Below are 12159 nucleotides of genomic sequence, written 5' to 3'. Positions count from 1 at the left end.
CACTGTGCCGTGCGCACGGCACGTTCGGCAGCTAGGCATCGAATCGGGCAAGCAGATCACCGGCGAGGCGCGTGCCGTCCGGGAATTCGAAGAGTCCATCGGCATACGTAACACCTGCATCCGGCGAAGCACCTCCTTCGCCGGCGAGGATCACGACGGCGGCGTAGTCGCCGTCGTGCGCGGTGCCCGCCGTGCATACCCATGGAATAGTGAGTTCCGAGCCCATGGGGTGGGTGCCGGGGCGGACGAACGTGCCTGACGAGTCCAGGCCCACCCCGTATCCCGGAACGGGAAGCACCGAGCTGACCACGGACGAAGCAACATCCACCGGCCAGCCGCCTATCCGGAGGGAGCCACCCGAATCCCCAGCACCGGAAACACGTACCAGGCGAAGCTCAACGGCCCCGCGCGTCACCGAAACCACCGTCACCGACGGCCCAGGAGTCGCAGTGCCGGCGACGCCGCTGCCGTGATCCGGGCCGGCGTCGGGATCGGGTTCAATCCAATGAGCCGTGAACCGGGACGCCCCCACCTGGAAGCCGTCCTCGGAGAACGAGCCGAGGTGCTCAAAACCCGTCCGATGCGTCAGCCGGCCAGAGGAATCAACAAACGCCACCGCATTGTCCACGGACTCCGGTACCAAGTCAGGGAACGTGTGCGTCGAATAGCCAAGCCGTGCGTAGAGGGGCGAATCAGCCACCACGGCTCCAACAACAGCGTGATCCGTGGCATGGTTCCGGATCCGGACCACACCGTCGGCACGAGTTCCATCAACCTGCCAGCCCGGAGCCGCGATCAGCCGCTGAGTGTCGGCAACTTCAACGGGCAAGGGCTCTTCAACGGAAGTCCACACCCGGTGATCGGCGGGCATTGCCAATCCGAGCATCCCCTTCGCTGCCCAATACGGCGAGCCAAATCCGGAGTAGGCCTGCTTCATGCCTGCAAATTCTCCGTGCCAACCAATGGACAGGAGCCCGTCCTCGGTGATCGATCCATGCCGGGCAAAGTAGTGGAGCATCCCGGACGCCGCGCGCCGGGAAAGACCAGGCGCCAAACGCGTGTGCCCGGACAACTCCCCCACCCAGAATGGTGCCGCGGCCGCGAACCGGTAGATCAAGCTCCGGCCTTGGATCAGCGGAGCTCCGTTCGCGCCGACGAGGAACGCGGCGTCGTCCAGGAAGTCAGCCAGCCGATCGCCGTCGAGCGTTTTCCGCGCGGTAACCCGGGGATCAGAAGGCGCCATCAGCGCCCAGAGCTGCGGATACACCTGGAACGCCCAGCCGACGTAATGGTCGTAGGCACGCTCTGGCCCGTCCGCGAACCAGCCACCGCCCCGGTACAGCGAATCGTGGATGGCGAGCCCGGCATCGATGTCCTCGTCGGAATACCGGCCACCAACCGAAGCCAGGAACGTCTCCACCACAATTTGGAACCACACCCAGTTGATGGGCGGGTACTCCTCGCCGATCACCGTCTCGAACCAGGCAATGAGCTGCTCCTGGACGCGCTCCGGCAGCTTGTCCCACAGCACATCGCGGGTCAACGCCAGGCCAACAGCCAACGACGCCGCCTCAACCTTCGCCTGCCCCAGCTCACCTGGCGTCGGCCAGCGGTCAGGGTTCGCTGGGTTGGTCCCGGCGTCGAGGCCGGAGGCATACCACTCGGCGATCCAGCCCGTGTTGCCCGGGTCCCCGGCAATCCGGAACGAGGCCAAAAGGAACGTCCGGGCGAAGGCTTCCAACGAATCACTCCGTGGGCCGTACCGGCTGTTGGCCCCGGGAAGGTGGATATTGGCGTGGTCCTCGGTCCCAAAACGGTGGGCGGAACGGAGGAGGTAATCCGCATACGCGCACCAGTGCTCGCGGGTCAGGCCGGTGAGAGGGGAAAGCTTGTGGTCAAGAGGGGGCAAAAGCATCAGAGCGAATCCTCCAGCACAACTCCGGCGAGCCCCCGCGGCGCCCCCAATGACGAATCGCGGACTATCAACTCAGGGTTCAGGTCGATCCGGTGCACAGGGCGCATCCTTCCTTCGGCCAGGCGTGCGGCCATCAACTGCACAGCCACCTTGCCCACGTAGCTCTTGGGTGGCCGAACCGCGGAGATCGCGGGCTCGGCAAGGTAGGCAACTTCGTCGTCGTATCCCACGATCGCCATGCTGCCGGGCACATCCACGCCGCGGTCCACGCAGTGCTGCACGAACGCCACGGCCTGGGTATCCGAGTGCACCAGCATGGCCGTTGTTCCCGTGGATCGGCAGAGCTCCAAGACCCGATCAAAGTGCTTGGCCCGGTCACCGTTGTCCAGCTTGGCCGAGTCCTCATGGATGGACTTTTCCAGCGGAATCTTCAGGGCAGCCAAGGCCTGCTTCCACCCGCGGACCACGTGAGGACTGGTGGGGCTCGTGGAATCAGTGAGGCAGCCGATCATCCGGTGCCCCTCCTGCCACAGGTGCCGCACGGCCATGCCCGCACCGAAGGAGTGATCCGTCGCGACCCACTCGAGGCGGTGTGAGGGAATCTCCGATGGCGCCCGACGCTCAGCCATGATCACCGGGATGGGCAGGGCGTTCAGCCAGCGGAGCAGCTCCTTGCCATGTTCACCACCCATATCCGGGGCCACGATCAAGCCGTCAATGTTCTGCGTATCAAGGAGCGCCTGGACCTGGCGGCGGTTATCTGCGGCATCGTAAGCCGAGCCGCGCACCAGGATACGGAGATTTTGCACCTCGGCCTCCCCGCGTGCCCCCGAAATCACCTGCGGCCAGTAGTAGTCCAATGACGGGACCACCATGCCAATGGAGTAACTGTGCGCCGATGGCCGCCCCACGGCCGCCGATCGATCCAACGGGCTGGGCAGCGTGGCACCGCCGTGAACACGTGACACCAGGCCTTCGTCGGCGAGCGTGTTCACGTCGCGCCGGATGGTCAGCTCGCTGACGCCCAGCTTCGCGGCGATGTCGCGCACTGTGATGGCCCCGTGGGCACGCAGCTCCTCCATGAGCCGCTCACGACGTTGCAGCGAAAAAAGCGACTTTCCGCCCACTTCGGGGGTCTGTTCGGAACTCAAGATGTTGCCTCCACGGTGAGGGTGAATGCGCCGGAAGCGCGGTTTTCGGCCGGCATGCGAAAACGGAGCCGGGTCAGTTTTGCGCCCCAGATATCGCTGAGGAGCGGATCGTCCAGGAGCCATTCATCCACCAGTACGACGGCGGTGGCCGGCTTCCATCGCAAGCGCAATCCCACGGGGCTACTGACTGTCGGAATTCCGACAGAGGTGATGGTCGCGGTCGCGTCTGTACCAACGCGGACGGCGCCGGCAACCAGATAGGTGATGTCGACGTCGGGCGTTCCTTCGGGCGGAGTCGCTGCGAGGTTCCAGCGGTCATCAATGACCACGTTGCCCAACTCGCGGTTCATCAGCGAGGTGCGAATCCACTGTTCGGCGTGTTCCAGGCCGTAAGCAGCTCCGAGACCAAGGGCGAGGGTCGGTTCCTCCGGGGTGGGCTCCTGCACAACGGTTGCCGCAAACGAGGGCCCTGTCCCCTGCTCCAGCCCGAACGGCGCGGGCACGCAATGCCAGGCGCTCTGCATGGCCCGAATCTGATACCGATCAGGTCCGAACGTTTGGGCGGTGTACGTGGGCTGGCCGGCGTCCACCAACAAGGGCACGCCGTCCACGGCGACCACCACGGAGCCAACATCCCGGTGGTTGTGGTGTTCGCCGTTGTGCCCGCCCTTGGCCGCGAGGGTCAGCCCGGCGGAGGAGCCCGGGGTTTGCCGCGCCACCATGATCTGGACTGACGGCAGGTACGTCCCCCAGCCAGGTCGCAGCTGAGCGCGTTTTGGGGGCTCAAAACGCGCTGTGCTGCTACTTAGTTGGGTGAGGACGCGGCCCAGGCCGGCGGCTGCTTGAGGTTCAGGCTCGACGGCGGCAAAGGTTGCGGCATGCGCGGCGGCCTCGGAATCCCCAAGCCTCACAGCCCAACGGTGCAGCATCCCCCACGGGAGCCCATCGTGTGCCCGGGCAGGTCCGTCGGCGACGTTAAGGAACCAGCGGTGTCCCAAGTGCATCCGGTGCGGGAAAGCAACCAGTGCACTGATCACGGGCAGGTCCGGGTTCAGGACACCGTTGCTGGCCTCCTCCAACACTGCAAGGCCCTCAAGTGCACGGCCTGCACCGTTCCACCAGTAGGCGAACCCTTCGTCTATGGCGCCGTCTGCCGGGATGGAGGCGAGGAAGCGATCCAACCCCTCGATGCAGCGGGCAACGACCCTCGCCTGCAACTGCGGATCGTCCACCAGCACCAGCGCTGCCACGACGATGTTCGAGTGGATCCACGGGTTCCAGTTGTGGACATCGCCGTTCAACCCAAGCCAGTGCCAGTCGAGCCGGTCCAGAAACGGGCGTATGACTCGCTCGTTAGCCTCCTCGCGAAGACGTTTCCGCAACCCGGGTGCCCGTTCATCAAGCTGAGCACCCAGGACATGGTCAAGCCACGCCAGCTGCGCCACCACTTCCCCTGCACCCAGGTCCAGGTACGGGCGGGAACGGTCCGGAACAACGTCGCCGTTGCGCGTAAACACGTCATCGTGGGCAGCCCAGCTCCATGAGCTCTGTTCGCAGAGGAGGTAGGCGCCGTCGATCACTTCGTCGAGCCAGTCGCCGCCGGGTCCGTCATCGACCAAGGCCATCACGACGGCGCGTGTGAGCCGCTGCTGTCGGCTCGCCACAAGCCCCTCATAGGCAGTGCGGTTTCCATCGCGGAAGTAGCGGGCGTAGTGCGAGACCAGCGGTTGCGGCCATGGGCTACCCTTCTCGGCATCCGCTTGGGTGCGGAGCTCGGACAGGGAGTTGTCAGCAGCGAGCTGCCATCCGCCGTCGGACGCTGGACGAACGGTAAGGCGATCACGGGCGCCGCGGAGTGACTCCATCAAGGCGGAGGCATTGGCACTGGAACCCCATGCACTCAGGAGGGGTGGCGCTTGAACGGCGGCGGTGCCGGTTGCCATAGGAATTCTCTCCCATTTGTTCGAGTTTGAACGTTTTAGATCAAGCTCGATTGAGTTGAATGAACTGTCTTGTTTATGAGTATGTACTGATTATTAGATGTGATGCAACACATAAATCACGGTCGAACAGACCGCTGTTAGTTTCGAAAGGAGGATCCCCTCAATGTCGCTCAAGCCCCAGGCACTGCTGGTCATGAATAGCGGAACCTTTGCTGATCAGTTCGATTCCACGCGACTGGAGCGGCTGGCGGGAATGGTGGATCTCGGTGATCAGCCGTGGACGGATTCCTTGGACGCCCCGGAGCTGACGGGCCGTTTGGAAGAGGTGGAAATTCTCCTCACCAGCTGGGGAGTTCCGCAGCTCAACGCCGAGCGTTTGGAGCGCATGCCCAAACTCCGGGCAGTTTTCCACTGTGCAGGAACAGTGCGCAGCTTCGTCAGCGAGGAACTCTGGGATCGTGGCATCACCGTCACCAACGGTGCCGACGCCAATGCAATCCCCGTAGCCGAGTTCACGTTCGCTTCAATAGTCCTGGCCGGCAAGAAGGCCCATGTGTTGGCCAACGACGCCCGCATGTACCGGGACGACTGGAGCTACATCGGCGACCGCGGGGAGCTGGGGAACATCGGCCGGGTCATCGGCGTCATCGGGTTCTCCCGTATTGGCCGCCGGGTAGTCCAGCTTGTCCAGCAGCTCCAGGACGTCACCTGCCTGGTGAGCGATCCTTATGCAGATCCGCTTGAAGTTGCGGCAGCAGGCGGCACGCTGGTCAGCCTTCAGGAACTCCTGCCGGTGTCCGATGTCGTCACCATTCATGCGCCCGCACTTCCGGAAACCCGCAACATGATCAGCACCGCGGAGCTGCAGTCCATGAAGGACCATGCGACGCTTATCAACACCGCCCGCGGTTCGCTCGTTGACACTGAAGCCCTCGAGAAAGAATGCGCCACCGGACGTATCACCGCCCTGTTGGATGTCACGGAACCCGAGCCACTGCCCGCAAATTCCACCCTGTACAGTCTCCCCAACGTGATCCTCACCCCGCACATCGCAGGTTCGCTTGGGACCGAAACCAGGCGGATGTCCGATGCCGCACTGGATGACCTTGAACGGTACCTCGCCGGCAAGGACCTCCTGGCCCAAGTGGTCCACGCGGACCTCGGCCTCAGCGCCTAGCTTCCTCAAGAACACCTCGGCACTAAAACAAAGCCGCACCTACGGCAAACTTAAGAACCAGTACTAAAGGAGAACGCAATGAAGCGCACAACCCTCGCCGCAATCGCCCTTGCGGTGACTGCAGGGCTCGGACTCACCGGCTGTGCCGGCGCTGCCGGTCCCGCCGAACCGCAGGCGGCCGAAGGCAAGACCCGGCTGACCGTCTCGGTGTGGAACTACGAGGGCACCCCGGAGTTCAAGGCCCTCTTTGACAGCTACGAGGCCGCCAACCCCAACGTTGACATTGAACCCGTGGACATCCTGGCCGATGACTACCCCCAGAAAGTCACCACCATGCTTGCCGGCGGCGACACCACTGACGTCCTCACCATGAAGAACGTCATTGACTACTCCCGCTACGCCAACAACGGCCAGCTTCAGGAGATCAACAGCGTGGTGGACAAGCTGGGCAAGGACAACCTGGCCGGCACGGATGCCTTCAACATTGACGGAAAGTACTACGCAGCTCCCTACCGCCAGGACTTCTGGCTCCTGTACTACAACAAGGATCTGTTCAAGGCTGCCGGAATTGAAGATCCCAAGGATCTGACATGGGAGAAGTACACGGAGATCGCCAAGAAGCTCTCCACCGAGGCTGGCGGCAAGAAGACCTACGGCACCTACCACCACATCTGGCGTTCGGTGGTCCAGGCCATCGCGGCAGCACAGAACGGCGCTGACCAGAACAGCGGCGACTACGGCTTCATGCAGGACCAGTACAACACCGCTCTGGACCTGCAGAAGTCCGGCGCCACCTTGGACTTCGGCACCGCCAAGAGCCAGAAGACCAGCTACCGCACCATGTTCGAGTCAGGCCAGGCAGCCATGATGCCCATGGGTACCTGGTACATCGCCGGCATCCTGCAGGCCAAGAAGGACGGCAAGACCAACGTCAACTGGGGCTTGGCTCCCATGCCGCAGAAGAACGACGACGGCAAGGTCACCACGTTCGGTTCGCCCACGGCCTTCGCCGTGAACAAGAACGCCACGCACTCCGATGAAGCCAAGAAGTTCATCGAGTGGGCAGCAGGCGAAGAAGGCGCCAAGGCGATCTCAAAGATCGGCGTAGTTCCGGCGCTGCAGAACGACTCCATCACCGCTGAGTACTTCAAGCTCGATGGCATGCCCACGGATGAGCTGTCCAAGAAGGCCTTCACGCCGGACACCACCGAGCTGGAAATGCCTGTCAGCGACAAGTCGGCCGCCACGGACAAGATCCTCAACCAGGAACATGATCTGATCATGGTGGGCGAGCGCTCCGTCACTGATGGCATCGCCGAGATGGGCAAGCGCGTCACGAGCGAAGTTCTGGGCAAGTAGCTCCCAGTAACACTCCCCCGGTCCTGGTGCTGCGTCCGTCAGGCGCAGCACCGGCACCGGATCTGAACTCTCCGGATCCTGAAATGGAGGAACGCCCCCGCCCCGGGAGCGGTCATCATGACTACAGAAACAATCACCCAGGCACCTGCCCCCGTGCAGAGCCGCGGCAACAGGAAGCAAGCCCGGCGTAACACGCTGATCGGCTGGACGTTCATCCTTCCGAACTTCCTTGGCTTCCTGGCCTTCACCCTCATTCCAGTCGTGGCCGCATTCGCGCTCTCCTTCATGGAATGGACCTCGTTCAGCGCTCCAAAATGGATTGGCCTGGCCAACTTTGAGCGCATGTTCGCTTCCGACTCCTTCTGGATCGCGCTGCGAAACACTGTTGTTTACGCCTTGGGGCACGTCCCGCTGACCATGGCCCTGGCACTGCTACTGGCCATGCTGCTGAACCGTAAGCTCAAGGGCATCGGCTTCTTCCGGGTTGCCATCTTCTTCCCGTACATCACCTCGCTGGTGGCAGTGGCCGTGGTCTGGAACATGTTGTTCAGCCCGGACAGCGGCCCCATCAACCAGTTCCTCGGTGCCATAGGAATCGCCAACCCTCCCGGATGGACCTCCAGTTCGGACTGGGCCATGCCGGCTGTGATCATCACCAGTGTGTGGCGGGATATGGGCTACTACATGGTGCTGTACTTGGCCGGCCTGCAGGCGATCCCCACCGAACTGTACGAAGCTGCCGAGGTTGACGGTGCCAGCGCTTGGCAGCGTTTCTGGAACGTCACCATTCCGTCCCTGCGTCCCACCACGTTCTTTGTGGTGGTCATGCTGACGGTCTCCAGCTTCAAGGTGTTCGACCTCATTGTGGTCATGACCAACGGTGGCCCGGGCCGCTCCACCACGGTGCTGTCCCAGCTGATCTACCAGGAGGGCATCGGCGAAGGTAAGTTCGGCTACTCCTCGGCCATTTCACTGGTCCTGTTCATCATCGTGCTGACGGTTACCGTCCTGCAGTTCAAGATCCAACAGCGGAGGGAACGCTGATGACCAACATGGCCGAAGACCTCAAAGCCACTCATGTGACAGACGCATCGCCGCTGCCGAACGGCGCACCCACTGCGGAAGACCGCCGTCGTACTGACCGCAAGCGGTCCCCGCGGGAGCAAAAGAAGCGCACCGCGAACGTCATTATTTACGGTGTCCTGGTGGTCCTGGTGGTGGCACTCATGGTGCCGTTCATCTGGATGCTGTCCTCCTCGCTGAAGGAAAACAACCAGGTCCTGACCGTTCCCATCCAATGGATTCCGCAGGAGTTCGTGTGGAGCAACTACACGGACATCTGGACCCGTATCCCCATGATGGGCTACCTGCAGAACTCGCTCTACCTGGCAGTGATCATCACCTGTCTGCAGGTCCTGACGGGCTCGTTGGCTGCCTATGGTTTCTCCAAGGTCCGATTCCCGGGCCGTGATGTCCTGTTCCTCGCCTACATCGGCACCATTGCCGTTCCGTGGCAGGCCTACATGGTGCCGCAGTACATCATGATGCAGAACCTGGGCCTCACCAACAGCTTCAACGCCTTGATCCTCCTGCAGGCGTTCGGTGCGTTCGGCGTGTTCCTGATGCGCCAGTACTACATGACCATCCCGGATGAGCTCTGCGAGGCCGCCCGGATCGATGGCCTGAGCGAGTATGGCATCTGGGCGCGGGTGATCCTGCCCCTGTCCAAGCCGGCCCTGGCCAGCCTGGCGCTGCTGACGTTCGTGAACACATGGAACGATTACATGGGTCCGTTCATCTACCTCACGTCCAACCGTCTCTGGACCGTCCAGTTGGGCCTGCGGTCCTTCGTGGGCCAGTTCGACGCCGAATACGCCATGATCATGACCGGCTCGGTGATCTCCGTAATCCCCATCCTCATCATCTTCCTGATCGGGCAGCGCTACTTCATCCAGGGCATCGCCACCAGCGGGATGAAAGGATGAGTGTTGTGGGTGGAACAAAACGGCGCGGCCTGGCAGGACGAATCCCCAGCCCGGGGTTCGAGGCTTTTGGCAGCATCTTCGGTTTCATCTACACCTTCCTTGCCGGGAATGTGCTGATGGCGGTGGCCAATGCCCCGTTGGTACTTTCCTTGTCACTGGTTGCAGATCCGGCGGCGGCCTGGCCCTTCTTCCTGGCTCTCTCCGTCACCGTCGCACCGTCGCTCGCCGGCATCTTCGCCGCCTTCAAGGCCTTGAACGACGACGGCGGTGCGGTCAAGCCGGTTGCCGCTTTCCTTCGGGGATACAAACGCAGTTTCGGCAAGGCCGCGCTGTTGGGCGTCGGGGCGGTGGGCCTCCTGATGTTCCTCGGCGTGGACCTGGCCGTCGTCCAGAACCAGGCCATCCCCGGCGCCGCAGTTTTGGTGCCTCTGATCGTCGTAGCAGCCGCCGTGACGGTGAGCCTCACCGTCACGGCGATTGCCGGCGTCGTGCTGTTGCCCGATGCGAAGCTCAAGAGCGTGCTGAAGGCCTCGCTGTATCTGGTGGTGCAGCGCTGGTACCTCAGCGCCGCCATGCTGATCCTGCTGGGAATCATCGTGTCCGCTGCCGTGCTGCAGCCCGTTCTCGGCGTTGCCCTGGCACCGGCGCCGCTGCTGTTCGTGATCTGGAGCAATGCGTCGTTCGCTTTCCATGCCGTTCTCCGTTCGGCCTGATTTTTAGGATTTTTAGTTGCAGACCTTCGCAATCGGCCGCCAGGATTTCCTCCTGAACGATCAGCCCTTCCGCATCCTCTCCGGAGCCATCCACTACTTCCGGGTCCATCCGGACCAGTGGGCGGACCGGATTGAGAAGGCCCGGCTGATGGGTCTGAACACCATCGAAACCTATGTGCCCTGGAATGAGCATTCCCCCGTTCCCGGCGCTTTTGTGTGCGACGGCGGCCTGGATCTTAGCCGGTTCCTGGACCTGGTGGCTGACGCCGGGATGCAGGCCATCGTGCGGCCCGGGCCGTATATCTGCGCCGAATGGGACAACGGCGGACTCCCTGCCTGGCTCTTCACCGATCCCAGCGTGGGAGTGCGCAGCAGCGAAGCTGGCTACCTCGCCGCCGTCTCCTCCTACATGGAGTCCGTGCTGGAGATTGTGGTGCCGCGGCAAATCACCCAAGGCGGGCCCGTGATCATGTTCCAGATCGAGAACGAGTACGGCGCTTACGGCAGCGACAAGGCCTACCTGCAGCACTTGGTTGACCTGTCCAAACGGTTGGGTGTTGATGTTCCGCTGTTCACCTGCGACCAACCATTCGGGACCATGATCGAGGACGGCTCACTGCCCGAACTCCACAAGACAGGAACGTTTGGATCACGCGCGGATGAGCGGCTGGCGTTCCTGCGGGAGCGTCAGCCTACCGGCCCTCTGATGTGCGCAGAGTTCTGGAACGGCTGGTTCGACAACTGGGGCACCCACCACCACACCACCGACGCCGCTGCTTCCGCCGCCGACCTGGATGCACTGCTGACCGCCGGGGCTTCGGTGAACATCTACATGTTCCACGGCGGAACCAACTTCGGGTTCAGCAACGGGGCAAACGACAAGGGTATTTACGAGCCCACCATCACCTCGTACGATTACGACGCTCCGCTCTCCGAGGACGGACAACCCACGGCCAAGTACTTCGCGTTCCGGGACGTCATTGCCAAGCACTTCCCGGTTCCTTCCGAGGTGCCGCATCGCCGGACGCCTGTTCCGGAGTCTTCGCTCAAGGTCTCTCACACAGTGTCCTTGCTCGACGTTCCGGTGGCCGCGCAGCCGGTTCCCGGGCCGGTACCGCCGGTGGAAGTGACCGGGTCCTACCGGGGCTTCTACCTCTACCAGGCCACGCTGCCTTCCGGCGGAGTGCTGTCCTTCTCGGAAATACGGGACCGGGCACAGTTCTTCCTGGATGGCGTGCCCGTGGGCGTCCTGAGCCGGGATTTGGGCGAACGCGCTGTTGTCATCCCGGGCGGCGGCCGTCTGCAGGTTCTTCTGGAGGACCAGGGCCGGGTGAACTACGGCCAACGGATCGGCGAGGCCAAGGGCTTGATCGGTCCCGCGATGCTGAACGGTGTGGAGATTATCGACTGGGAAGTGGGCGCTGTTGATGTGAACTCGCTGGAGGCCTACCGGTCCGCAGCGGTTACTCTTCCCCGCGGTTCCGCATCTGCCGGGGTGGCTGGGCCATCTGTTTCGTTCGCGACCTTCGACGCCGACGGCCCCGGCGACCGTTTCCTCCGCCTGGACGGCTGGACCAAGGGCAACGCCTTCATCAATGGCTTCAACCTCGGACGGTACTGGAGCCGCGGGCCCCAGCGCACGCTCTATGTTCCCGGTCCGCTGATCCGCGAAGGTGCCAACGAGCTCGCCATCCTGGAACTCCACGGAAGCGCCACACGCCAGGTGAGTTTCGCCGTCGGGCCTGACCTGGGCCCCGACGAAAAGTAACCCTCTCTCACATCCCACCTGCTTGAACCCAACCGTCTCTCACATCCCACGCCCTTCCCGGCAACCCTCTCTCGCTCTTCTCAGAGGAGTGATAGAGCGTCGCGCCATAACGGCTACGAAGTGAGAGACGGTTTGCGGTCGTCAAGTT

9 protein-coding genes are annotated in these 12159 nt (G+C 62.9%); 6 read left to right on the top strand and 3 right to left on the bottom strand.

Annotated elements, in window-relative coordinates:
* Positions 1-31 precede the first annotated feature (31 nt).
* From EU811_RS07385 to EU811_RS07375, 3 genes are read right to left on the bottom strand one after another with little or no spacing between them, the layout of a single operon-like run.
* Complete coding sequence (locus EU811_RS07385) at positions 32-1915, bottom strand: DUF2264 domain-containing protein (RefSeq protein ID WP_142937848.1); 1884 nt, start codon at positions 1913-1915, stop codon at positions 32-34.
* The gene (locus EU811_RS07380) at positions 1915-3066 is read right to left on the bottom strand and encodes a LacI family DNA-binding transcriptional regulator (protein WP_142937847.1); all 1152 of its coding nucleotides are present in this window, start codon (positions 3064-3066) and stop codon (positions 1915-1917) included. The genes EU811_RS07385 and EU811_RS07380 overlap by 1 nt, the downstream gene beginning before the upstream one ends.
* Complete coding sequence (locus EU811_RS07375; RefSeq protein ID WP_238703331.1) at positions 3063-5009, bottom strand: heparinase II/III family protein; 1947 nt, start codon at positions 5007-5009, stop codon at positions 3063-3065. The genes EU811_RS07380 and EU811_RS07375 overlap by 4 nt, the downstream gene beginning before the upstream one ends.
* 163 nt (positions 5010-5172) lie before the next feature.
* Between EU811_RS07375 and EU811_RS07370 the strand changes: the two genes are divergently transcribed.
* The 6 genes from EU811_RS07370 (at position 5173) to EU811_RS07345 (ending at position 12011) form a co-directional block, all read left to right on the top strand.
* On the top strand, positions 5173-6186 hold the full coding sequence (locus EU811_RS07370) for a hydroxyacid dehydrogenase (protein WP_142937846.1): 1014 nt from the start codon (positions 5173-5175) through the stop codon (positions 6184-6186).
* A gap of 78 nt (positions 6187-6264) precedes the next feature.
* Positions 6265-7545, top strand: coding sequence for an ABC transporter substrate-binding protein (locus EU811_RS07365; protein ID WP_142937845.1), 1281 nt, complete (start codon positions 6265-6267; stop codon positions 7543-7545).
* Positions 7546-7662: 117 nt separating this feature from the next.
* Positions 7663-8589, top strand: a complete 927-nt coding sequence (locus EU811_RS07360; protein ID WP_142937844.1) for a carbohydrate ABC transporter permease — start codon at positions 7663-7665, stop codon at positions 8587-8589.
* Positions 8589-9530: a carbohydrate ABC transporter permease gene (locus EU811_RS07355; RefSeq protein WP_142937843.1), complete on the top strand. Its 942-nt coding sequence runs from the start codon at positions 8589-8591 to the stop codon at positions 9528-9530. The genes EU811_RS07360 and EU811_RS07355 overlap by 1 nt, the downstream gene beginning before the upstream one ends.
* 5 nt (positions 9531-9535) lie before the next feature.
* Positions 9536-10243 carry a hypothetical protein gene (locus EU811_RS07350; RefSeq protein ID WP_223941007.1) on the top strand — a complete coding sequence of 236 codons (708 nt, stop codon included), beginning with the start codon at positions 9536-9538 and terminating at the stop codon, positions 10241-10243.
* A gap of 16 nt (positions 10244-10259) precedes the next feature.
* On the top strand, positions 10260-12011 hold the full coding sequence (locus tag EU811_RS07345) for a glycoside hydrolase family 35 protein (RefSeq protein WP_142937841.1): 1752 nt from the start codon (positions 10260-10262) through the stop codon (positions 12009-12011).
* Positions 12012-12159: the final 148 nt, after the last annotated feature.

The organism is Arthrobacter sp. TS-15, assembly GCF_006964045.1.
In the GTDB taxonomy this organism is placed as follows: Bacteria; Actinomycetota; Actinomycetes; order Actinomycetales; family Micrococcaceae; genus Arthrobacter.
This window is presented reverse-complemented; position numbering and strand designations above follow the sequence as displayed.

Excerpts from the sequence above, each read along its gene's own strand:
- EU811_RS07355 (WP_142937843.1), top strand. The coding sequence starts at position 8,589 with ATGACCAACATGGCCGAAGACCTCAAAGCCACTCATGTGACAGACGCA.
- EU811_RS07365 (WP_142937845.1), top strand. The coding sequence starts at position 6,265 with ATGAAGCGCACAACCCTCGCCGCAATCGCCCTTGCGGTGACTGCAGGG.
- EU811_RS07360 (WP_142937844.1), top strand. The coding sequence starts at position 7,663 with ATGACTACAGAAACAATCACCCAGGCACCTGCCCCCGTGCAGAGCCGC.
- EU811_RS07375 (WP_238703331.1), bottom strand. The coding sequence starts at position 5,009 with ATGGCAACCGGCACCGCCGCCGTTCAAGCGCCACCCCTCCTGAGTGCA.
- EU811_RS07370 (WP_142937846.1), top strand. The coding sequence starts at position 5,173 with ATGTCGCTCAAGCCCCAGGCACTGCTGGTCATGAATAGCGGAACCTTT.
- EU811_RS07385 (WP_142937848.1), bottom strand. The coding sequence starts at position 1,915 with ATGCTTTTGCCCCCTCTTGACCACAAGCTTTCCCCTCTCACCGGCCTG.